The organism is Pseudomonas sp. S8, from assembly GCF_050473925.1.
GTDB classification, from domain to species: Bacteria; Pseudomonadota; Gammaproteobacteria; order Pseudomonadales; family Pseudomonadaceae; genus Aquipseudomonas; species Aquipseudomonas parakoreensis.
Genome location: NZ_JBFDVZ010000016.1, coordinates 4,479,493 through 4,503,168 on the forward strand (window position 1 = coordinate 4,479,493; position 23,676 = coordinate 4,503,168).

Sequence of the window (23,676 nt, forward strand, 5' to 3'; positions counted from 1 at the left end):
AAAGTGTTGTGCGGATTGGAGGAAATGTCTGTGGGAAGTCACTTCGATAATTATTGAGTTAGCACTGAAGTACAGCATTCACGAGCTGAATAAAGTTTCAGAAAAATTAATTGCCATCAAATTGATGGCACTTTTGTTGTTGAGTGTTGTCGTCGGTAAATCGTTTGTAAAATCCAATGCATTTTCGGAAGAGTCCTACTTCTATTTTTTTCGAGAGTTGTCATGCTTGCCGCCGTGTATTGGGACGGGTGTTCGAGGCGATTCGCACACAGCGGGTTGGGCCGCTCTGGATCAAGGGTTCTGAGGGGGCGAGGCAAATGCGCGCAATATAATTCGCCATCAGGGATTCCCCTGCCATATATAGGGCGATCTCTTACACACCCCACTGAACACTTCGTCTTGTTGTTTAATCAGATGCTTGCTAGTGGCCATCATAGTGATTACGATGCGCCCACTTGAAAGAGCACATCTCAATTGGATGAGTCGCTTCACCGCTCTTCGATACTGTCCCGCGCCGCGGTAACTCCAATAGGCGCCTGACTGTAATCCTGAATAAAGGCCATGGATGTCCTACTCAAGCAAACTTTCCGCCCATTACCTCGAACTCGCAAAAGTCTCTGTTTCCAAAGAGAATTTCGCGGGCGAAGACGTTCGTTTTTCGAGCGAATTCGAGGCGCTGGAAAGCGAGCTGGCCAAAGCCTCGTCGATGCACGAAAGCGGGCAGATCGACTGGCAGAAAATCCGCGAAAACAGCGAAAACCTGCTGCGCACCCAATCCAAGGATTTGCGTGTCGGCGCCTGGCTGACCTGGTCGCTGTACCAGCGCGAATCCTTCCCCGGGCTGCTGGCCGGCCTCGGTCTGCTGCACCATCTGTCGGAAAACCACTGGGCCGACGTTCACCCGCTCAAGCCGCGTACCCGTGCCGCCGCCATCGGCTGGCTGGTGCCGCGCCTGGAGCAGGTGCTCACCGAAAACATCGCGATCAAGGAACAGCTGCCGATGTTCCGGCAGTTGTCCGAGCATCTGGCCGGGCTCGATGCCGCGTGCACTGAACATTTGGGCGACGATGCGCCGCTGCTGTTGCCGCTCTCGCGCCGCCTGAAAACCATGATCCAGCGTGCCGCCGACAATCAGCCGGCCCCCGGTGTGGTGGGTGCGGCGGTGGCGCAGGTCAAGCAGGCCGCGAGCCAGTTGCTGACCCCCGGCGCACCGATCGACAACGAAAAAGACGCTTACAAGGCACTGCGCGCCCAGCAGGAAAGCGCGCGTCCGTTGTGTGCCTGGTGGCTCAAGCAGAAGGCCACCGACCTGCGCGCCCTGCGTCTGAACCGCACCTTGCTGTGGCTGCCGATCGACGCGGTGCCCGAGCGCAACGCCGAGCAGATCACCGTGTTGCGCGGTCTGCCGGTGGACAAACTCAAGCAGTATCAGGATCGCTTCGATCAAGGCAAATACGCCGACCTGTTGGTGGAGCTGGAGGCGAGCCTGGCGAAGGCGCCGTTCTGGTTCGATGGCCAGAGGATGGTCTGGGAATGTCTCCAGAACCTCAACGCCGAGATGGCAATGCGCGAAGTGGAAATCCACTTCGCGCTTTTGGTTCAGCGCCTGCCCGGGATCATCGAATGTCGTTTCCATGACGGCGCGCCGTTTGCCGATCCGTCCACCCGGGCGTGGATCGCCGGCAATGTCATGCCGCACCTGCAAAGCGCCAGCGCGCCGCGCAAGGTCGAAACCGATGACATCGAAACCCAGCCCGCCTGGGAAAAGGCCCTGCAGGACGTGCTGCCGCTGCTGCGCAAAGAAGGCCTCAAGCCTGCCGTGCAAATCCTCAAACAGGGGCTGCAGTCGGCCCACGGTGGCCGCGAGCGGTTCTTCTGGCAGTTCGCCCTCGCGCGGCTGTGCTTCATGGCCAAGAAATACGAACTGGCCAAGAACCAGCTCGAAACCCTCGATCAGACATTACAGGACTCAGGCCTGCACGCCTGGGAGCCCGATCTTGCATTGGAAGTGCTGCACCTGCTGCACAGTTGCTGCGAGTTGTTGCCGCAGAACCATGCAGTGCGTGAACGCAAGGAAGAGATTTATCGCAGGCTGTGCCACCTCGATCTCGAAGTGGTACTCGAATAGGCCCCAGGGCCACAACCGCAAGGAGAAAAGCCATGGCCAAAGAAGGCTCGGTAGCCCCCAAGGAACGCATCAACGTCACCTTCAAACCCGCCACCGGCGGTGCTCAGGAAGAGATTGAACTGCCGCTGAAGCTGCTGGCAATCGGTGACTACACCCACCGCAAGGACGATCGCAAAATCGAAGATCGCAAGCCGATCAGCATCGACAAGATGACCTTCGACGAAGTGTTGGCCAAGCAAGAACTGGGTCTGACGCTGAGCGTGCCGAACCGTCTGCAGGAAGATGGCGAGGCCGACGAGCTGGCTGTGCAATTGCGCGTCAATTCGATGAAGGACTTCAACCCGGCCAGCCTGGTCGAGCAAGTGCCTGAGCTGAAAAAACTGATGGAACTGCGCGATGCGCTGGTGGCCCTCAAAGGCCCGCTGGGTAACGCACCTGCGTTCCGTAAAGCGATCGAAGGCGTGCTCGCCGACGACGAATCCCGCGGTCGCGTACTCGGTGAGCTGGGCCTGAACGCCGCAGCCCCGGACGCCTGAGACTTCAGCCAAGGAAGCCAACACAATGAGCACTAGCGCAGCACAAGAGAAGAGCGCCGAAAGCGGCGAATACAGCATTCTCGACAGCATCATCGCCGAAACCCGTCTGACCCCGGACGACGAAGCCTACGACATCGCCAAGCGTGGCGTGTCGGCGTTCATCGAAGAACTGCTCAAGCCGCAGAACAACGGTGAGCCGGTCAAGAAAGCCATGGTTGACCGCATGATCGCCGAGATCGATGCCAAGCTCAGCCGTCAGATGGACGAAATCCTGCACCACCCGGATTTCCAGGCGCTGGAATCGTCGTGGCGTGGCCTGCAGTTGCTGGTCGACCGCACCAACTTCCGCGAAAACATCAAGATCGAAATCCTCAACGTCTCCAAAGAAGACTTGCTGGACGATTTCGAAGATTCGCCGGAAGTCATGCAGTCGGGCCTGTACAAGCACATCTATACCGCTGAATACGGCCAGTTCGGTGGTCAGCCGGTGGGCGCGATCATCGCCAACTACTTCATGTCCCCAAGCTCGCCGGACGTGAAACTGATGCAGTACGTGGCCAGCGTTTCCTGCATGTCCCACGCGCCGTTCATCGCCGCAGCCGGCCCGAAATTCTTCGGTCTGGAAAGCTTCACCGGCCTGCCGGATCTGAAAGATCTGAAAGACCACTTCGAAGGCCCGCAATTCGCCAAATGGCAGAGCTTCCGTACTTCCGAAGACTCCCGTTACGTTGGCCTGACCGTGCCGCGTTTCCTGCTGCGTAACCCGTACGATCCGGAAGAAAACCCGGTCAAATCGTTCGTGTACAAGGAAACCGTTGCCAACAGCCACGAGCACTACCTGTGGGGCAACACCGCGTTCGCGTTCGGCACCAAGCTGACCGACAGCTTCGCCAAATTCCGCTGGTGCCCGAACATCATCGGCCCACAGAGCGGTGGCGCGGTTGAAGACCTGCCGCTGCACCATTTCGAAAGCATGGGCGAAATCGAAACCAAGATCCCGACCGAGGTTCTGGTCTCCGACCGTCGTGAATACGAACTGGCCGAGGAAGGCTTCATCTCCCTGACCATGCGCAAAGGCTCCGACAACGCGGCGTTCTTCTCCGCCAGCTCGGTGCAGAAGCCGAAGTTCTTCGGCATCAGCGCAGAAGGCAAGGCGGCAGAGCTGAACTACAAGCTCGGTACCCAGCTGCCGTACATGATGATCGTCAACCGCCTGGCTCACTACTTGAAAGTGCTGCAGCGCGAGCAACTCGGTTCGTGGAAAGAACGTACCGACCTTGAGCTGGAACTGAACAAGTGGATCCGCCAGTACGTGGCCGACCAGGAAAACCCGAGCGCCGAAGTGCGTGGCCGTCGTCCGCTGCGCGCTGCGCAAGTGATCGTCAGCGACGTTGAAGGCGAGCCGGGCTGGTACCGCGTCAGCTTGAACGTGCGTCCGCACTTCAAGTACATGGGTGCCGATTTCACCCTGTCGCTGGTTGGCAAGCTGGACAAAGAGTAAGAGCGACTCATGGACGGATACGGCAGCCTGTTCGAGCGCCTCAACGGCGACGCGCAACTACGCAAGGGCAACAGCCTCGAGGCTTGTGCCATGGCGTCAGTGGCTGCCCATCTGGCCAAAATGCTCAGCACCCGGGCCGGCAGCGTGCAAACGCTGGCCGACTACGGGTTGCCCGATCTCAATGACATGCGTCTGAGCCTGCACGACTCCCTGAGTCAGGCCCGTCTGGCCATCGAAAACTTCATCGAAGCCTACGAGCCGCGCCTGAGCAACGTGCGTGTCATTTCCCTGCCGCGTGACCACGACCAGCTACGGCTGGCCTTCAGCATCGAAGGCCTGCTGGAAGTCGAGGGTTTCAAGCGTCAGGTCAGTTTTTCCGCGCGCCTGGATGGCAGCGGTCAAGTGAAGGTCACCTAAGGAGATTCCCGATGTCTGGCAAACCCGCAGCACGCGTATCCGACCCCACCGCTTGCCCACTTCCTGGCCACGGTACCAACCCGATCGCCGCCGGTTCCGGCGACGTGTTCTTCGACGGCCTCGCGGCCGCCCGCCAAGGCGATGCCTCGGCGTGTGGTGGTGCGTTGGTCGGCGATCTGGCGACCACGGTTTTGATCAACGGAAAACCGGCTGCGACCGTAGGTTCGGTTGGTGCTCACGGCAACAAGGTCACGGCAGGTTCCGGGACGGTGATTATCGGTAATTCGCATTCGCCGGCGCCGTTTGTGCCGCCGGAGCCGGTGGAGATCAAATGGCCGTTTAACGAGCACTACGTCATCAATTGTCAGGACTCCGGGAAGCCCCTGGCGGGAGTGGCATACAGTTTCAAAACCGCCTCGGGGAAAGTTATCAGTGGCGTCACGGGAGCCGACGGGAAGACGCAAAAAATCTCGTCCTCTGTAGCGGAGTCCTATGAGTTGATTATTGAACAGCAATCTGAAGTCGTAATTGGATAAAAGGATTTTGTTATGGCGGATACGAAAATAGCATCAAGTCTGACGCCGGCCAGTAACCAAACTGGTAAGTCTGCAGCTGTCCGTCAATTCAAAATCACAGATATACCTGATGCGATGGATAAGATGAAGTGGCCAGTTGCTGCGAAGCTGATGCGCCATTGGTTTGATGGCAAGCCATGGCCAACTGCAGATGGTGCGATGAGTAAAGAGGTCAAAGACCATATTGCTCTTGCTGACATCGCCTACGTAAATGACACCATCGTAAAAATGGCCTGGTTGGAAAAGTTTGAACCTGCGAAAGCTGTCATTGAAGAGCTTAAGTCAGCCTGGGATAATCCTGCAGGCCGCAATAATATAAGCAAGAAGATTAAAGATAAGTATCTTGGCTCGGCGCCGGGTGTCTATCCTTTTAAGTTTGCGAGCGCCAGGAAGGTTGAAGAGTTTGGATACAGTAATAATCGAGCAGTTAAATTCGGTCTAATAGAGAAGACTGATGAATTGCGAGCTGCGCTGGCAAACTTTAACGTCCGCGTATTTCCAGAAGGAAAGCTGGTTATTTCCGTAGACAGCATTCAACTGTTTGTAGAGCGAATTGGGTTTTACGCTGAGGACGCCTATGACTTCAATGACGCACCGGATGACAATTTCAGTCAGCCATTGGGGTTCTGGAACTTCGATGGTATAGCCAACCCGGCCTATGCGGCTACTGCAAATGCCGGTGCGGCGCAGATGAAGTCAGACATCGCTTCAAATCCCTATATCAGTGCAGAAGATTCTCAGGCGATGTTTCGGGAAATAGAGAACTCGCGTTATTTCTATATTACGAATTCTCATTTTGTAAAATATCGGACGGAATTTAAAAAAGGCGGTGATTTCCAGGTTTTGTCTGATATCAAATATCAGAATGTTCCCGTGACAGTTATTAATGTTTGGAATAAATGATGCGCATTTTTTGCTTATGTACAATCGCTGTCGAAGTGGGTGTGGCGAAAAAATGACTACGCTTAAAAAGAAATGGCTAGTGCCTATCAGTTTTCTCTTGGTATTGATTGCATTGCTCGTTTATTGCGTTAATGCAATGCTAGGGTATCCTGCAAGTACAACTACAGCTAGCCCCTCTGGTCGCTACACAATTGAGAATGTGCGTGTCGGCAGGATCTTCATGCTTGGCGGTATGGCGTATTTAAGAGTTGTCGACTCAAAAGAGCCAGGAAAGGTATATCGAACCCCGTTGTATGATACTCAGTCACTGGATATGCGCACATTCGAAGATGATGCTGAAGTTGGAATTACTTGGATCGCCTTCGAAAAGAAAGATAAGGCTTTTATAATCTCCATGCCGCAATGGGAAGAAAGTTGGCTGAATATTTTCATCAGTAATACACCCTACGAGATTCTGGAAAATTGATAGCAGTATGAACAGCTACGTTCGTCTCGCCCTATGCCTATTAATCCACGCTCTCGGATGCGTGGCGTATGCATTTTTGAATGACGCGGTTGTGCATGCTTACAGGCTTTTTAACGGCGGATTTACCTCCCATGGTGTCGCCATCGGCATTGCGACTTACGCACTGTTTTACATTTTTCTGGGCGTCAACCTGATCGTTGCGCTGATTCCAGGTCTGGTCGCCAAGCTGGCCATCCTTTTTCTGATGGTGGGCTTCATCCTGCTCTGGATGCTACCCGACAACCCGTTAAGAGCCCTGTTCTACGGCGTGGCTCAAGGCTGCGTCACGTTGCTGGCGATCCTCACCACTCAAGTCATCGAGTTGCGTTGGGCTTTGCGAAACATCGCAGGTCGCATTCAGCCAAGTCAGCCTGCAGGTGCAATCCAATGACCAGGTCGGACATCGAGCGTAATCCGCAGGACAGTTATTCCATGAGTTCCACTACCAGGCAGGTAACCCGTGTCCTTTAACCACTACTACCAAAGCGAACTCACCGCACTGCGCCAACTCGGTCGCCGTTTCGCCGAGCGTAGTCCGGCGTTGGCGCCGTTCCTGGGCCAGGCCGGGCGGGATCCGGATGTGGAGCGGTTGCTGGAAGGTTTTGCGTTCCTCACCGGGCGTCTGCGGCAGAAGCTCGACGACGAGTTGCCGGAGCTCAGCCATTCGCTGATGCAACTGCTGTGGCCGAACTACATGCGCCCGCTGCCGGCGTTCAGCATTCTGCAGTTCGATCCGCTGAAGCGTTCCGGGCCGGCGCTGGTGGTCGAGCGCGATACGCCGATCGAAAGCAAACCGATCGAAGACGTGCGTTGCCGCTTCCGCACCTGCTACCCGACCGAGGTGCTGCCGCTGGATCTGGCCGCGCTGAACTACTCGGTGAAGGGCGACGGTTCGCTGCTCAGCCTGCGTCTGGAAATGAGCGCTGACGGTCACCTCGGTGAGCTGGAGCTGAGCAAATTGCGCCTGCACTTTGCCGGCGAACGCTACATCAGCCAGATGCTCTACCTGAGCCTGCTGCGCAACCTGGAAGGCATCGAACTGATCCCGCTCGACGGCGCCGGCAAGCCGATCGATGGCGTGGCGGGCAAGCCGATGGCGTTCAAGATTCCCGGTGACCGGGTCAAGCCGGTGGGCTTTGCCGAAGAAGAAGCGTTGATCCCGTATCCGCTGAACACCTTCCGTGGTTATCGCTACCTGCAGGAATACTTCGCCTTCCAGGACAAGTTCCTGTTCGTCGACGTCAACGGTCTGGACATCCTCAAGGCGCTGCCGGAAGACACGCTCAAGCAGATGCGCGGCCTGGAATTGCGTTTCGATATCCGCAAGAGCGGGATCATGCGCATGCGGCCGACCCTGGATAACGTAAAGCTGTTCTGCACGCCGATTGCCAACCTGTTCGCCCACGACGCGCTGCCGATCCGCCTCGATGGCAAACAGGATGAATACCTGCTGCTGCCGGCGGAATACGATCTGGAAAACTGCGGTGTGTTTTCGGTGGAAACCGTGACCGGCTGGAAGCCCGGCGGCCTCGGTTATCAGGAGTACGTGCCGTTCGAATCGTTCGAGCACGACCCGAGTTTCGACGTGCCCAACAGCCGTCCGCATTACAGCATCCGCCAGCGCTCATCCTTGCTGCACGACGGCCTCGACACCTACCTGAGCTTCGGCATCCGCCACACCGAAGCCCACGAAACCCTGTCGATCGAGCTGATGTGCACCAACCAGAACCTGCCACGCAAGCTCAAGCTCGGCGACATCTGCATGGCCTGCGAAGAAACCCCGGAGTTCCTGAGTTTCCGCAACATCACCCCGGCCACGTCGAGCTTTGCGCCGCCGCTGAACCGTGACTTCCTGTGGAAGCTGATCAGCAACATGTCGCTCAACTATCTGTCGCTGGCCGACGTCAACGCGTTGAAGGTGATTCTCGAAACCTACGACCTGCCGCGCTACTACGACCAGCACGCGGAGAAGGTCAGCAAACGCCTGCTCGGCGGCCTCAAGCACATCAAGCACCACCACGTCGACCGGCTGCACCGTGGCTTGCCGGTGCGCGGTCTGCGCACCGAACTGACCATCGACCCGGAAGGGTATATCGGCGAAGGCGACCTGTTCGTTTTCGCCTCGGTTCTCAACGAGTTTTTCGCGCTTTACGCCAGTCTCAATTCGTACCATGAGCTGCGGGTAAAAAGCACACAGGGAGAGGTGTACCAATGGACACCACGTATGGGCCTGCAGCCCCTGCTTTAAGCGGGCTGACCAAGGTAATACGCGAGTACTCGCTGTTTCAGGCCGTGCTGCTGGTGATCGACCGGCTGCGCGAGGCGCACCCGTACCTGAGCGAAGACGATCTGTACGATCAGGTGGAGTTCCAGGCCAACCCGAGCCTGGGCTTTCCGCGCAGCGACGTCGATCGCGTAGAGTTTTTCGAAGAGCACGGGCAGATGCGCGCGCGCATGCGTTTCAACCTGATCGGGCTGGTCGGCTCCGGTTCGCCGCTGCCGGCGTTCTACGGCGAACAAGCGCTGGGCGACAGCGAGGACGGCAACCCGACGCGCAATTTCCTCGACTTGTTCCACCATCGCCTGCAACGGCTGATGCTGCCGATCTGGCGCAAGTACCGCTATCGCGCCAGCTTCCAGAGCGGCGCGATTGACCCGTTCTCCTCGCAGCTGTTCGCGCTGATCGGTCTGGGCGGCGACGAGATCCGCAAGGCCAAGGAGCTGAACTGGAAGCGCCTGCTGCCGTACCTCGGCTTGCTCAGCTTGCGCGCGCACTCGGCGGCGCTGATCGAAGCCGTGCTGCGTTACTACTTCAAGCACGAAGACCTGGTCATCGAGCAGTGCATCGAGCGCCGCGTGGAGATTCTCGACGAGCAGCGCAACCGCCTCGGCCGCGCCAACAGCCTGCTCGGTGAAGACCTGGTGCTGGGCGAGCGGGTGCGCGACCGCAGCGGCAAATTCCGCATTCACATTACCGAACTCGACTGGGAGCGATTCCACGAATTCCTGCCGATCGGTTTCGGGTACCAGCCGCTGTGCGCGCTGGTGCGGTTCACCTTGCGTGACCCGCTTGATTACGACATTCGCCTGGTGCTGCGCCCGGAAGAAATCCGCGAACTGCGCATTGGTGAGAAGAACGACTGTCGCCTGGGGTGGACCAGTTGGCTGGGCTGCGAAAAAGCAGACGGCGTGGTCACCCTGGGCAGCAAAATTCATTAAGGACGTGAGCCATGATCAACGTAGACCTGCAACAACTCATCCAGGCGCTGGACGCCGAAACCCGTCGTGATCTGGAGCGTTCGGCCGAACGTTGCGTGGCTCGTGGCGGCAGCAAGATCCTCGTCGAAGACCTGCTGCTGGGTTTGCTGGAACGTCCCAACGGCTTGCTCTCGCGCGCGCTGCAGGATGCCGACGTCGACGCCGGTGAACTGAGCGCCGCACTGCAATCTCGCGTTGAACACAGCGCCTCGCGCAACCCGGTGTTCGCCCCGGAACTGGTGCAGTGGCTGCAAGACGCGCTGCTGGTGGCGAACCTTGAACTGGGCCAGACCTCGGTGGAAGATGCCGCGCTGATCCTCGCGCTGCTGCGCAACCCGATGCGCTACGCCGGCAGCCGTTACCAGCCGTTGCTCGCCAAGTTGAACATCGATCGCCTGAAGGAATTTGCCCTGTCGCAACAGGAGCAACCGGCGGCCAACGGCAAGCCGGCGGCGCAGGGCGAATCGCTGCTGCAGCGCTTCACCCATAACCTGACCCAACAGGCCCGCGACGGCAAACTCGACCCGGTGCTGTGCCGCGATGGCGCGATCCGGCAGATGGTCGACATCCTCGCCCGTCGCCGCAAGAACAACCCGATCGTGGTCGGTGAAGCTGGTGTGGGTAAGACCGCCATCGTCGAAGGCCTGGCCTCGCGCATCGCGGCCGGTGAAGTGCCGCAGGTGCTCAAGGGTGTCGAGCTGCTGTCGCTGGACATGGGCCTGCTGCAGGCTGGCGCCAGCGTCAAAGGTGAATTCGAGCGGCGTCTCAAAGGCGTGATCGACGAAGTCAAAGCCTCGCCGAAACCGATCATCCTGTTCATCGACGAAGCCCACACCCTGATCGGCGCGGGTGGCAACGCCGGCGGTTCCGACGCGGCCAACCTGCTGAAACCGGCGCTGGCCCGTGGTGAACTGCGCACCATCGCCGCCACCACCTGGGCCGAGTACAAGAAATACTTCGAGAAGGACCCGGCGCTGGCCCGTCGTTTCCAACCGGTGCAGTTGCACGAACCGACCGTCAGCGAAGCGGTGACCATCCTGCGTGGTCTGGCGCAGGTCTACGAGAAGAGCCACGGCATCTATCTGCGCGATGACGCGGTGGTCTCGGCGGCGGAATTGTCGGCGCGCTATCTGGCCGGTCGCCAGCTGCCGGACAAAGCCGTCGACGTCCTCGACACCGCGTGTGCCCGTGTGCGCATCAGCCTCGCCGCCGCCCCGGAAAGCCTAGAACGCCTGCGTGGCGAACTGGCCGAAGGTGGCCGTCAGCGTCAGGCCCTGCGTCGCGATGCCGAGGCTGGTCTGCTGATCGACCACGAAGCGCTGGATGCACTGGAAGCGCGACTGGACGAAGCCGAAAGCGAAAGGGTCGCGCTGGAAAGTCTGTGGACCGAACAGAAACAACTGGCCGAGCGCCTGCTGGAACTGCGTCAGCAACTGGCCAAGGCCCGCGAAGCCGCCGCCGTCGAACCGAGCGTCAGCGTTGAGGAAGACGCCGAAGGCACGGTGATCGAAACCATCGCCGCCGAGGTCGAGGAAGGCCAGAGCGTCGAAGCGCTGGAAGCCCAGCTCAACGAAACCCACAGCGCCCTGACCGCGGCTCAAGTCAAAGAGCGTCTGGTCAGCTTCGAAGTCTGCCCGCGTCTGGTGGCCGAAGTGATCAGTGCCTGGACCGGTGTGCCGCTGGCGCAACTGGCCCGCGAACACAACGCCAAGGTCGCGAGTTTCGCCACCGACCTGCGCACGCGCATCCGTGGTCAGGAACAAGCCGTGCACGCGCTGGATCGCTCGATGCGCGCCACTGCCGCCGGCCTGAACAAACCGGATGCGCCGGTCGGCGTGTTCCTGCTGGTCGGCCCGAGCGGCGTCGGCAAAACCGAAACCGCGCTGGCCCTCGCTGACCTGCTGTACGGCGGCGACCGTTTCATCACCACCATCAATATGTCCGAATTCCAGGAGAAGCACACCGTCTCGCGTCTGATCGGTGCGCCACCGGGCTATGTCGGTTACGGCGAGGGCGGCATGCTCACCGAAGCGGTGCGCCAGAAGCCGTACTCGGTGGTGCTGCTCGATGAAGTCGAGAAGGCCGATCCGGACGTGCTCAACCTGTTCTACCAAATCTTCGACAAAGGTGTGGCCAACGACGGCGAAGGTCGCGAGATCGACTTCCGCAACACCTTGATCCTGATGACCTCGAACCTTGGTAGCGACAAGATCAGCGATCTCTGCGAAGACGGCGCTCGCCCGACCGCCGAGCTGCTTGAGGAAACCATTCGCCCGGTGCTGAGCAAACACTTCAAACCGGCGCTGCTGGCGCGGATGAAAGTGGTGCCGTACTACCCGGTCGGCGGCCCGGTATTGCGCGAGCTGATCGAGATCAAACTCGGTCGTCTGGGCGAGCGCCTCAATCGCCGTCAGCTGGATTTCAGCTGGTGCCAGAACCTCGTCGATCACCTGTCCGAGCGCTGCACGCAAAGCGAAAGCGGCGCGCGCCTGATCGACCATTTGCTCGATCAGCACGTGCTGCCGCTGGTGGCCGACCGCTTGCTCGATGCAATGGCCACCGGTGAAAGCCTCATGCGTGTGCATGCCACGCTCGACGGCAACGCCAGCGTGACGTGCGAGTTCGCCTGAGGTGGGTGTGATGTTCACTCAAGTGCCGCAGCCACTGGTCTATGCCGAAGCCTTGCTGGCGCAGTTTGCCAGCCTGTCGCGGGCGGCGGACGGTGCTGCGCTGCTGGGTGACTTCGTGCGCGGGTTGGCCGAGTTGAGCGGCTGCGAACTGACGCAGCTGTACCTGCTCGACGCCACCCACACCTGCCTGGGAATGAACGCCGAATGCCTCGACGGCGCGCTGCAACCGCGCGCCGCCACCAGCCTCCCGGCGGACTACAACGGTGAGCAGCTGCTGCAGTTTGCCCTGTGCCAGAACCGCGTGGTGTGCCTCGACGATCTGGGTGCCAGCCTGCACGAAACCAGTTTCCTGCCGGCCACCGCGGGTGCCTGGCAATCGCTGTTGTGCGTGCCGCTGGTCAATCAGCAGAAGGCGGTTGAAGGCCTGCTGCTGTGCGCCAGTCGTCGTCACGTCGACCTGCAAGGCTTTGCCGATTCGCTCGGTCAGCTCGGCTCGTTCGTGCTCGGTCAATTGCACTTGCTGCAGCGTCTGCGACAGCCGCTGGCCGAGTCGGCAACGGTGGCGCGCAGTGTGCCGAGTATCAGTGGTTATGGCCTGATCGGCAAAAGCGCCGCCATGCGCCAGACCCATTCGCTGATCAGCAAAGTCCTGCACAGCCCGTACACGGTGCTGTTGCGCGGCGAAACCGGCACCGGCAAGGAAGTCGTGGCCCGGGCGATTCACGATTGCGGCCCGCGTCGCTCTCAGGCGTTCATCGTGCAGAACTGCGCGGCCGTCCCGGAAAACCTGCTGGAAAGCGAGCTGTTCGGCTATCGCAAAGGCGCCTTCACCGGTGCTGATCGTGACCGCGCGGGGCTGTTCGATGCGGCCAACGGCGGCACGTTGTTGCTCGACGAAATCGGCGATATGCCGCTGTCGCTGCAAGCGAAGATATTGCGCGTGTTGCAGGAAGGCGAGATCCGCCCGTTGGGTTCCAACGACACGCACAAGATCGACGTGCGCATCATTGCCGCGACCCACCGTGATCTGTCGACGCTGGTCAGCGAAGGCAAATTCCGCGAGGACCTGTACTACCGCCTCGCGCAATTTCCGATCGAGCTGCCGGCGTTGCGTCAGCGTGAAGGCGACATCCTCGAGCTGGCCCACCACTTCGCCGAGAAGACCTGCGCGTATTTGCAGCGCGACCCGGTGCGCTGGTCGAGCGCGGCGCTGGAGCACCTGTCCGGCTACACCTTCCCCGGCAACGTGCGCGAACTCAAGGCATTGGTCGAACGCGCGGTGCTGTTGTGCGAGGGCGGCGAGTTGCTGGCCGAGCATTTCTCCCTGCGCATGGAGCCGATGCCCGAAGACCACAGCGGCCTGAATCTGCGCGAACGTCTGGAAAAGGTCGAACGCACGTTGTTGCTCGACTGCCTGCGCAAGAACGACGGCAACCAGACCCTCGCCGCCCGCGAACTGGGCTTGCCGCGCCGCACCCTGCTGTACCGCCTCGGGCGCCTGAATATCAACCTGGGTGATTTCGATGGTTGATCTGAACCTGGCTCTTGCCGTTTGCACAACTCCTGTCTTGAAGGGCTTCTCTGTGGCGAGGGGATTTATCCCCGATCGGCTGCGCAGCAGTCGTAATCGAGCAAGCGCGGTTCTCCTGCAAGAACCGGTAATCAGGTTTTGGGGCTGCTTTGCAGCCCATCGGGGACAAGTCCCCTCACCACAAATTGCTCACTGGCCACAGGAGGTGCGTACGCCTCGCTGGTCTGGCTCAAGGCCCCGATGCAGAGCCTTCGAGACCACCCAAAGAATTAATTTCAGCGCCGCCCGCAAGGGTCGGCGCTTTGTGCTTTGTCTACCCCTGGAGACCCTCTGATGTCTGTTCGTCACTGGCACGCTGTCCTGCTGACCCTCGTCGTTCTATGCGGCCTTGGCGGCTGCAGCGGCAATTACAAATTCAACGACAACGACTATCGCCCGTTGGGTGATCCGCAAGCGGTCAATCGCGGCAAGTGACCGCAAGGAGCATCAAACATGGAATTGGTTTTCGAAATGCTGAACACCAAGCAGTTCGTGCCCACCGAGCTGTGCCAGAAGACCTTCAAACAGGCCGGTGGCGTGATCGGGCGGGGCGAGGACTGCGACTGGATCATTCCTGACCGCAAGCGTCATCTGTCCAATCACCACGCGATTGTCAGCTACCGCGAAGGCACGTTTTTCCTCACCGACACCAGCAGCAACGGGGTTCAGGACGGCGACAGCGGCGCACGCCTGCACAAGGGCGAACCGGTGCGCATCGAGCACGGCAGCACCTACGTGCTCGGCGATTTCGAGATTCGTGCGCGGCTGGTGCGTGACCCGGCGACCTTCGACGGTGAGGTCGGCCGTCCGCGTGCCGCCGGCAGCATCATTCCGGACGACGCCTTCCTCGACCTTGATCCGTTGAACGCGATCGAACAGCAAGAGCGCGTCTATTCGGAAATCGACGAACTGTTGGCGCCGACCGCCAAGCCTGAGGACTCCCGTCAGCGTGCCGACTACGCGCGCATCGACATGGAAAGCCTGATGGTGCCCGAGCTGGTCGCCCCGGTTGAACCCGAGCCAGCTCCGGCCCCGAAAGCCGTCGAGCGTCAGAGTGAAGGCTTCTGGGAGCATTTCGGTGCAGCACTGGGCGTGGATCTCAAAGGCCTTGATCACGACGCCCGCGAAGCCCTGGCGCTGAACGCCGCGCGTCTGTTGCGCCAGAGCATCGGCGGACTGCAGCAGAGCCTGCGCACCCGTTCGGAGCTGAAAAACGAACTGCGTCTGGCCCAGACCACCGTGCAAGGCACCAACAAGAACCCGCTGAAGTTCGCCGTCGATCCGAGCGAAGCGCTGGAGATTCTGTTGCAGCCGCACAAGCCCGGGCACCTGCCGGCCGAGCAGGCGATTTCCCGTGCGTTCCGCGATCTGCAGGCGCATCAGGTGGCCTTGCTGACCGCCAGCCGCGCCGCCGTACGCGGCACCCTCGAGCACTTCTCGCCGGAGCAACTGACCCTGCGTTTCGAGCGCGACAACAAGCCGTTGATCGCCACTTCGGGCGGACGCTGGAGAGCGTTCGGCCGTTACCACCAGGCCCTGCGTCAGGACGATGACTGGAGCGAGCGTCTGCTGGCCCGCGATTTCGCCCAGGCCTACGAAGAACAGATCCGCCTGATCTCCACCCTCCACACCGACCACCAAGGATGATGCGCATGTCTCGCCGCTCGACCGCTTTTTTCAAGACGCTGACTGCGCTCACCGTGCTGGTGCTGCTCGCCGGTTGCTCGTCGCTGTCGCCGTACTCGAAAGTGACCAAGATCAATCTGAAGCTGACCGGCAGCGATCAGCTCAACCCGGACCTCAACGGCCGTCCTTCGCCGATCGTCGTGCGCCTGTTCGAACTCAAGCACCCGGTGACTTTCGAGAACGCTGATTTCTTCAGCCTCTACGAGCGCGCCAAGGAATCCCTCAACCCGGATCTGGTGGCCAGCGAAGAACTCGAACTGCGCCCGGGTGAAACCGTGGAAATGAAGCTCAGCGTGGAGGAGGGCAGCCGCTACGTCGGCGTCCTCGCTGCCTACCGCGATCTGCCGGAAACCAAGTGGCGCTACACCGTTCAGGTCACCCCGCTGGAGCTGACCGAGGCCGATCTGACCCTGGATCAGGCCGGTATCCGCAACACCCATGAAGCGCTCGCCAAGGCGGATGACTGAACATGAATACCCATAAAGTCATTTGGCAGGAAGGCATGTTGCTGCGGCCGCAGCACTTCCAGCACAACGATCGCTACTACGATCACCAGATGAAAACCCGCACCCAGTTGCTGGGTGGCTACACTTGGGGTTTCCTCAATCTGGAGATCGACCTGCAGTTCCTCAACATGGGCAAACTGGTGATCAGTGCCGCCTCGGGGATCCTGCCGGACGGCAGCCTGTTCGAACTCGGCGGCAACACCGAGCCGCTGGCGCTGGACGTGCCGCCGAACACCGGCAACACGCCGATTTACCTGGCGCTGCCGCTGGTCACCGGTAACCACATCGAGGCGCGCCGCCCGGAGCAGTCCGACGTGCTCGCGCGTTACACCGCGTACGACGCCGAAGTGGCCGACTCCAACGCCGGCGACGATTCCGCCAGCCAGGTCAGCTGTGGTCGCCCGGATTTCAAACTGTTGCTCGGCGAGCAGCAGAGCGATCAGGCCTACGTGAAGCTGAAGATCTGCGACGTGCTCGACACCACGCCTGATGGCGTGATCAGCCTCGATCCGGATTTCGTGCCGACCTACATTCAGGCTCACGCTTCCAGCTATCTGCTGTCGTGCCTCAAAGAAGTCATCAGCATGCTCAACCACCGTGGCGACACGATTGCCGAGCGGATCCGCTCCAACGGCAAGGTCGGCGGTGCGGAAGTCGGCGACTTCATGATGCTGCAACTGATCAACCGTACCGAACTGCTGCTGCGCCACTACCTCGGTCTGGAGCAGGTGCACCCGGAAGAGTTGTATCGCACGCTGCTGACCATGCTTGGCGATCTGGCGACCTTCTCCAGCGACAGCAAACGCCCGCGTCTGGACAGCCGCTATTCCCACGCCGATCAGGGCGCGAGCTTCCGCAAACTGATGGAAGCGATTCGTCAGGTGCTGTCGATGGTGCTCGAACAGCACGCCATCGAACTGATTCTGCAGGCGCGTCAGTACGGGATCATCGTGTCGCCGTTGCACGACCACAAACTGCTCGGCTCGGCGTCGTTCGTGCTGGCGGCGAGCGCCAACTGCGACTCCGAAGAACTGCGCCATCGCTTGCCGGCGCACCTCAAGGTCGGCCCGGTGGAGCGTATCCGCCAACTGGTCAACCTGCACTTGCCGGGGATCAAGGTCAAACCGTTGCCGGTGGCCCCGCGGCAGATCGCGTTCCACTCGAACAAAACCTACTTCATCCTCGAACTCAGTTCCGAAGACCTGGCGCAACTCGAGCGCTCCGGCGGCTTCGCGTTCCACGTGTCCGGCGAATTCGCCGAGCTTGAACTGAAATTCTGGGCCATCAGGAACTGACCGACATGATCAAGGAAACGGATTACAACCAGGACGACAAAACCGTCCTGCTCGATCGTCAGGGCCACGGACCGGCAGCCAGTCCGCTGACCGACTTCGCCGCGCCGCCGCGCTTCGAGCAACTGGAAGAACGGATGATCTACGCCGCGCGCCTGCGCCCGGCGGAAGCGTTCAACATCAGCCTGAATTCGCTGGTGGCAGCGTCGTCCGAACTGCTCTCGGAAGTGGTGCGCCTCAAGCACAGCGAAACCCGCGAAGACCTCTACGCGCTCAACGAGCGCCTGACCGCCGGGCTCAAACTGTTCGAAGTGCGCGCCCTGCACAACGGCGCCGAAAGCAGTCAGGTGATGGCCGCCCGTTACGTGCTCTGCACCGTGGTCGACGAAGCTGTGGTGACCACGCCGTGGGGCAACGAAAGCGAGTGGTCGCAGATGAGCCTGCTCAGCAGCTTCCACAACGAGACCTTCGGTGGCGAGAAGTTCTTCCAGCTGCTCGATCGGCTGTCGAAAAACCCGGTCAAACACCTGCCGATGCTCGAGCTGATGTACCTGTGCCTGTCCCTTGGTTTCGAGGGCAAGTACCGCGTGCAGGCCCGTGGCATGCTTGAGCTTGAAGGCATCCGCGACGCCCTGTACCGGCAGATCCGTCAGTTGCGTGGCGACGTGCCGCGTGAATTGTCGCCGCACTGGGAAGGCCTCAACGACCAGCGTCGCAACCTGGTGCGCATCGTGCCGGCGTGGATGGTGGTGTTGTTCACGCTGGTCTGCCTGGTGGTGATGTATTCGGGCTTCGCCTGGGTCCTGGGCGAGCAGCGCGACACCGTTCTGCAACCTTATCAGCCGCTTGATCCGGCCGCGGTGCAACCGCAGTCGCAGCCGTAAACAGGGACGTGTGATGAAAAAGTTTTTCAAGAAAGTCGGCGCCTTCCTGCGCCAGACCTGGGTCTGGACCTTGCTGCTGGTGCTGTTCGTGGCGCTGCTGGTGTGGTTCGTTGGTCCGTTGCTGGCGGTGGATGACTACAAGTTCTGGGAGAGCGCGACCTCGCGCCTGCTGACCATCAGCGTGCTGTTCCTGATCTGGGGCCTGACCATGGTCTTCGTCAGCTGGCGCGCAGGCATCCGCAAGAAAGCCGTCGAAGAAACCGAAGATGGCCAGGATCGCATCCGTCGTGACGAACTGATCGAAGAAGAGCAGAAAGAGTTGAAAGCGCGCTTCAAGGACGCGCTGAAAACCCTGAAGACTTCCAGCCTGTATCGCGGCCGCAGCGAACGCTGGCGCAACGACTTGCCGTGGTACCTGCTGATCGGCCCGCAGGCTTCCGGCAAGACCAGTCTGCTGGACTTCTCCGGGCTGGAATTCCCGATCAACAAGATCGACCGCAAGCTGACCCGTGACACCCTCGGCACCCGGCATTGCGACTGGTACTTCGCCGATCACGGTGTGCTGATCGACACCGCCGGGCGCTACACCACCCAGCCGGACGCGGAAGTCGACGGCAATGCCTGGACCACCTTGCTCGAACTGCTGCGCAAGCGTCGTCGCGGGCGTCCGTTGAACGGTGTGCTGGTGACCATTCCGGTGGAATCGCTGATCGGTGGCAGCGAGCAGGACATCGACACCCTCGCGCGCCAGGTGCGCGGTCGTCTGCAAGACGTCTATCAGAAACTGCACGTCGATGTGCCGGTGTACCTGGTGCTGAGCAAGGCGGACAAGCTGCTCGGTTTCGACGAGTTCTTCGATCAACTGACTCGCGAAGAAAGCGATCAGGTGCTGGGCACCAGTTTCCGCAAGGATCAGGTTGGTACCGACGTCGCGGTACTGCGCGGCGAGTTCGAAGAGCTGCTGCGGCGCCTGAACAATCAGGTGATCATGCGCATGCACTCCGAGCGCGATACCCAGCGCCGTGGCCGCATCCTCGACTTCCCGCATCAACTGGGGCAGATCGGCGAGCGCTTGTGCCTGTTCGTCGACATGGCGTTCACTGGCAACCGGTATCAGCGCGCGTCGCTGCTGCGGGGTTTCTACCTGACCAGTGCTCCGCACCTGACGCAGGAAATGGACGCAACTACCGCCGGCATCGGCGCCAACCTCGGCATGAATGCCGGTGTGCTGCCGACCCTGCGCAGTGGCCGTTCGCGCTTCATCCATCATCTGTTCAGTCGGGTGATTTTCCCCGAGTCGGATCTGGCCGGCCTCGACAAACGCGAGCGCAGCCGCATCCATTGGGGTCAGCGTGCGTTGTACGTTGGCGCACTGGCGGCATTGGCGCTGTTCGGCATGCTCTGGGCCGGTGGTTTCTCGGCCAACTATGAGCGTCTGGAAAACCTGCGCACGCTGGCGCAGAACTGGACTCAGCAGCGTTCGGCGCTGACCCCGCGTGATGACGCGATGGGCGTGTTGAAAACCCTCGACACCAGCTACGCCGCGACTCAGGTGTTCCCGAAGAAGGGCGACGTCTCGTACCACGAGCGTGGCGGTCTGTATCAGGGCGAAGACGTCAATCCGGTGGTCAAGCAAGCCTACGAGCATGAGCTCGAAGCACAATTGCTGCCACGGGTCGCGACGATGCTCGAAGGGCAGATCCGCGCCAACATGAAGGACCGCGACAAGCTGCTCAACAGCCTGCGTGCGTACCTGATGCTGAACATGAAGGACCGTCGTGACGCAGCGTGGCTCAAGGACTGGGTCGCCACTGACTGGTCGCAGCGCTACACCGGCAACACCGCGGTGCAGAATGGTCTGAACACTCACCTTGAGCGCCTGCTGAAGCAGCCGTTCATCTACCCGCTGAACGATCAACTGGTCACTCAGGCACGTCAGGTGCTGCGCGCCGAATCGCTGGCCACCGTGGTCTACCGCATGCTCCGCGAGCAGGCGCGTAACCTGCCGGAATACCGTTTCAGCCAACACCTCGGCCCGCAAGGCTCGCTGTTCATCGGCACCGAATACGTGATCCCGGGGTTCTACACCCAGCAGGGTTATCAGCAGTATTTCTCGGTGCAGGGTTCGGCGCTGGTCACCGACATCCTGCGTGACAACTGGGTGCTGGGCGAAGGTGCGGGCATCAGCGACATGGACTTGCGTCGCCTGATGGTCGAGCTGGAGCAACTGTACTTCCGTGACTACGCCAACTACTGGAGCGAAGCCGTTGGCCAGGTGGCCTTGCCGCCGATCAGCGACGCCGGTGAAGGCGCCGAACAACTGGCGGGCCTGACCTCGGCCAACTCGCCGGTGCTGGCATTGCTCACTGAAGTACGTGAAAACACGCGCTTCCCGGCCGCTGCCGATCCGGTGGACGAAGCCGGTGATGCCGCCGATGCACTGGCCGGGCAGAAGGGCAAACTGGGCAAGGTCGGCAAACTGGCGTCTGCCGTGGCGGACAAGGCGTCGGCGATGGCCGTGGCGAAAAGCCTGCCGGACACCGCGAAGAAGTCGCTGCAACGCCGCTTCGAGCCGCTGCACCGTTTGCTCGATGACAACAACGGCCCGGCCGCAGACCTGACCCCGGCCATCAGCGCGCTCAACGACCTGCAACTGCAACTGTCCGGTCTGGCCCGTTCCAGCACGCCGGAACAAGCCTCGTTCGAAATGGCGAAAACCCGCATGAGCGGCCAGCGTGATGCGCTGACCAACCTGCGTGCGGCCTCGGGTCGCCTGCCGCGTCCACTGAGCGTGTGGTTCAACGTGCTGGCCGAGGACTCGTGGCGCCTGGTGCTCAACGACGCTTACCAATACCTGAACGGCCGTTATCAGAACGAGCTGTACAGCGTGTATGGCAAAACCATCAGCAAGCGTTATCCGTTCAGCGCCAGCAGCACTAGCGACGTGGCGATCAGCGACTTCCGCGAGTTCTTCCGCGCTCAAGGCACCGTCGATCGCTTCTTCGACAGCTACATGCGTCCGTTCGTCAGCGGTGATCCGGGCAACTACCGGATGCGCAGCGTCGACGGTCACAGCCTGCCGGTGTCGAAGATGTACCTCGACCAGATGGCAGCAGCCCTGACCATTCGCCAGAGCTTCTTCTCGATCAACCCGGCCGAGCCGACCGTGCAGTTCAAACTGGAGCCTTACACCCTCGACCCGGCCGTGAGCCGTTCCGAGTTCAAGTTCGGCGACAAGACCATGGAGTACCGCCACGGTCCGATCCTGCCAATGACGTTCAAGTGGCCGACCGATGCTGAAGACGGTCGCACCAGCCTGGTGATGGACAAGATGGCCGGGCGGCCGATCGGGATCGAGAAGAACTCCGGCCCATGGTCGCTGTTCCGTCTGTTCGACCTGATGCAGACCGAGTACCTGACCGGACGCGACGTGCTGGTGCTGAAAGCCGATGTGGGTGGCCTGCGCGCCAACTACCTGCTGACCAGCCAGCGCACGCCGAACCCGTTCGACATGGGCGTGCTGCGTACCTTCCGTATGCCGGTGCAGCTCTGATGCTGGTGGCCAGTCCCTGGCGCAGCGCGGCGCGTACCGACCCGGGCAAGGTGCGGGCGCGCAACGAAGATGCCTTCCTCGACTCGCCACAGCAGGGGCTGTGGGTGGTCGCGGACGGCATGGGCGGTCATCAGGGTGGCGACATCGCCAGCCAGTTGATCGTTGCCAGCCTGGCTGAACTGCCGCAACACGAGGACTTCGACGAACGCCTCAAAGCCATCCGCCAGTGCCTGCACTGGCTGAACCGGCGTTTGGGGCAGGAGTTGACGGTCACCGCCGGGCGCCACGACAGCATCATGGGCAGCACCGTCGTGGCGCTGCTGGTGGAAGGTAATCGCGCGGCCTGCATCTGGGCCGGCGACAGCCGTTGTTACATGTGGCGCGGGCAGCGGCTGTATCAGCTGTCCAAGGATCATTCGCTGCAACAGCAACTGATCGACGAGCAACAGATGAGCGTCGAACAGGCGGCAGCGCACCCGGCAGCTCAGGCCTTGACCCGAGCCGTCGGCGCCGCCGAACAGCTGACCCTGGATGTCCTCGAACTCGAGGTCTATCCGGGCGATGCATTTTTGCTGTGCAGCGATGGTTTGTATCAGGGCCTGAGCAGCGATGCCCTCGGCAACGCCCTCAGCCTCAGCGCGCCGCATGTGGCGCTGGAACGTCTGTTCGACGGCGCCCTGCGTGGCGCCGCCCGGGATAACCTGACTGCCGTGGTGATCCGCCAATGACTGAAATCGAATCCTCAGTCGATGACTTGCTGATGAACGAAGAGCAGGCCAGCAACCTGACCTACTTCGCCTTCGCCAAGGCAAACAACGCCGAGCCGTTGCTGGCGCCGACCAAGGCCAGCATCGGTGCATTGCCGGACGTACTCGCCGGCCGCTACCACCTCGAGCGTCTGCTCGGGGCGGGCGGCATGGGCGCTGTTTACCGGGCGCGGGATCTGCTGCACGAGCAGTTCGGCGATCCCGACCCTTACATTGCGCTGAAAATCCTCAGCGAAGAATTTGCCGAATCGCCGGACGCCAGTGCCTTGCTCTACAGCGAGTTCGCCCTGACCCGATGCCTGCGCCACGACAACGTCGTGCGTGCACACACCTTTGAAGTCGACACCGACTGCCAGCGGGCCTTCATCACCATGGAATACATGCGTGGCCTGACTCTGGACAAACTGCTCTGCGAGCGGCCCCTTGGCCTGCCGTGGAAAGAAACGCGCGACATCGCGCTGCCGCTGCTCGACACGCTGGCCTACGCCCACCGTCGCGGCGTGCTGCACGGTGACATGAAACCGAGCAACGTCATGCTCAGCGAAGACGGCCTGCGCCTGTTCGACTTCGGTCTCGGCCAGGCAGACGAGGGCGTGTTGCCCGGCCTGCCGCACCTGAGCCGCGAGCGCTTCAACGCCTGGACCCCGGGCTACGCCGCCCCCGAACTGCTTGAGGGCCAACCGTTGTCGGCCAGCGCGGACGTGTACGGCGTGGCCTGCGTGATCTATGAACTGGCGAGCGGCAAACACCCGTTCCGCCGCTTGCCCTCGACCCAGGCCCGCGACGAGCACCTGGAGCGCGAGCTGCAAGCCCCGGCGAACTTACCGAAACACGGCTGGCCAGCGCTGCGAACCGCGCTGAGCTTCAATGCGGCAGAACGCACCATCACTGCTGCCCAATTGCGTGACGCCTTGGGCGCCACTTCGTCCTGGCTGCAACGGTTGCGACTTCGGGCGTAACGGACG

The 23,676-nt window shown here is 60.8% G+C and carries 20 protein-coding genes; all 20 read left to right on the forward strand.

Annotated features, from left to right (window positions below):
• Positions 1–565 precede the first annotated feature (565 nt).
• The 20 genes from tssA to AB1J88_RS21365 all read left to right on the forward strand — a co-directional run bounded on the left by tssA (position 566) and on the right by AB1J88_RS21365 (position 23,670).
• The gene (gene tssA / locus AB1J88_RS21270) at positions 566–2,128 is read left to right on the forward strand and encodes a type VI secretion system protein TssA (RefSeq protein ID WP_430291911.1); all 1,563 of its coding nucleotides are present in this window, start codon (positions 566–568) and stop codon (positions 2,126–2,128) included.
• A gap of 32 nt (positions 2,129–2,160) precedes the next feature.
• Entirely contained in the window at positions 2,161–2,664 is a 504-nt protein-coding gene (gene tssB, locus AB1J88_RS21275; protein WP_003229587.1) for a type VI secretion system contractile sheath small subunit, read from the forward strand.
• Between the two features lie 25 nt (positions 2,665–2,689).
• Positions 2,690–4,165, forward strand: a complete 1,476-nt coding sequence (gene tssC / locus AB1J88_RS21280; protein WP_003229584.1) for a type VI secretion system contractile sheath large subunit — start codon at positions 2,690–2,692, stop codon at positions 4,163–4,165.
• Between the two features lie 9 nt (positions 4,166–4,174).
• Positions 4,175–4,582 (forward strand): type VI secretion system baseplate subunit TssE, encoded by a 408-nt coding sequence (tssE, locus tag AB1J88_RS21285; protein ID WP_007920274.1) that lies wholly within the window; start codon positions 4,175–4,177, stop codon positions 4,580–4,582.
• 11 nt (positions 4,583–4,593) lie between these two features.
• Positions 4,594–5,118: a PAAR domain-containing protein gene (locus AB1J88_RS21290; protein ID WP_430291912.1), complete on the forward strand. Its 525-nt coding sequence runs from the start codon at positions 4,594–4,596 to the stop codon at positions 5,116–5,118.
• A 12-nt stretch (positions 5,119–5,130) separates the two neighbouring features.
• Positions 5,131–6,060 (forward strand): DUF6402 family protein, encoded by a 930-nt coding sequence (locus tag AB1J88_RS21295; protein ID WP_430291913.1) that lies wholly within the window; start codon positions 5,131–5,133, stop codon positions 6,058–6,060.
• A 52-nt stretch (positions 6,061–6,112) separates the two neighbouring features.
• Positions 6,113–6,526, forward strand: coding sequence for a hypothetical protein (locus tag AB1J88_RS21300; protein WP_430291914.1), 414 nt, complete (start codon positions 6,113–6,115; stop codon positions 6,524–6,526).
• 7 nt (positions 6,527–6,533) lie between these two features.
• Positions 6,534–6,956: a hypothetical protein gene (locus AB1J88_RS21305; protein WP_041071594.1), complete on the forward strand. Its 423-nt coding sequence runs from the start codon at positions 6,534–6,536 to the stop codon at positions 6,954–6,956.
• Positions 6,957–7,025: 69 nt separating this feature from the next.
• Positions 7,026–8,813, forward strand: coding sequence for a type VI secretion system baseplate subunit TssF (gene tssF, locus AB1J88_RS21310; RefSeq protein WP_121182770.1), 1,788 nt, complete (start codon positions 7,026–7,028; stop codon positions 8,811–8,813).
• Entirely contained in the window at positions 8,777–9,784 is a 1,008-nt protein-coding gene (gene tssG, locus AB1J88_RS21315) for a type VI secretion system baseplate subunit TssG (RefSeq protein ID WP_041071592.1), read from the forward strand. Before tssF ends, tssG begins: the two co-directional genes overlap by 37 nt.
• A gap of 11 nt (positions 9,785–9,795) precedes the next feature.
• Positions 9,796–12,453, forward strand: a complete 2,658-nt coding sequence (tssH, locus tag AB1J88_RS21320; RefSeq protein WP_430291915.1) for a type VI secretion system ATPase TssH — start codon at positions 9,796–9,798, stop codon at positions 12,451–12,453.
• A 10-nt stretch (positions 12,454–12,463) separates the two neighbouring features.
• The gene (locus AB1J88_RS21325; RefSeq protein WP_430291916.1) at positions 12,464–13,984 is read left to right on the forward strand and encodes a sigma-54 interaction domain-containing protein; all 1,521 of its coding nucleotides are present in this window, start codon (positions 12,464–12,466) and stop codon (positions 13,982–13,984) included.
• A 333-nt stretch (positions 13,985–14,317) separates the two neighbouring features.
• Entirely contained in the window at positions 14,318–14,458 is a 141-nt protein-coding gene (locus tag AB1J88_RS21330) for a hypothetical protein (protein WP_003229566.1), read from the forward strand.
• An 18-nt stretch (positions 14,459–14,476) separates the two neighbouring features.
• Positions 14,477–15,670 (forward strand): type VI secretion system-associated FHA domain protein TagH, encoded by a 1,194-nt coding sequence (gene tagH, locus AB1J88_RS21335; RefSeq protein ID WP_041071586.1) that lies wholly within the window; start codon positions 14,477–14,479, stop codon positions 15,668–15,670.
• Between the two features lie 5 nt (positions 15,671–15,675).
• Entirely contained in the window at positions 15,676–16,176 is a 501-nt protein-coding gene (gene tssJ / locus AB1J88_RS21340; protein ID WP_007962325.1) for a type VI secretion system lipoprotein TssJ, read from the forward strand.
• Positions 16,177–16,178: 2 nt separating this feature from the next.
• Positions 16,179–17,510 (forward strand): type VI secretion system baseplate subunit TssK, encoded by a 1,332-nt coding sequence (gene tssK / locus AB1J88_RS21345; protein ID WP_007962327.1) that lies wholly within the window; start codon positions 16,179–16,181, stop codon positions 17,508–17,510.
• A 5-nt stretch (positions 17,511–17,515) separates the two neighbouring features.
• Positions 17,516–18,391 (forward strand): type IVB secretion system protein IcmH/DotU, encoded by an 876-nt coding sequence (gene icmH / locus AB1J88_RS21350; RefSeq protein WP_003229559.1) that lies wholly within the window; start codon positions 17,516–17,518, stop codon positions 18,389–18,391.
• Positions 18,392–18,404: 13 nt separating this feature from the next.
• Complete coding sequence (gene tssM, locus AB1J88_RS21355; RefSeq protein WP_430291917.1) at positions 18,405–21,944, forward strand: type VI secretion system membrane subunit TssM; 3,540 nt, start codon at positions 18,405–18,407, stop codon at positions 21,942–21,944.
• Positions 21,944–22,672, forward strand: coding sequence for a PP2C family protein-serine/threonine phosphatase (locus tag AB1J88_RS21360; protein ID WP_027610389.1), 729 nt, complete (start codon positions 21,944–21,946; stop codon positions 22,670–22,672). Before tssM ends, AB1J88_RS21360 begins: the two co-directional genes overlap by 1 nt.
• Positions 22,669–23,670 (forward strand): serine/threonine-protein kinase, encoded by a 1,002-nt coding sequence (locus tag AB1J88_RS21365; RefSeq protein ID WP_430291918.1) that lies wholly within the window; start codon positions 22,669–22,671, stop codon positions 23,668–23,670. Before AB1J88_RS21360 ends, AB1J88_RS21365 begins: the two co-directional genes overlap by 4 nt.
• Positions 23,671–23,676: the final 6 nt, after the last annotated feature.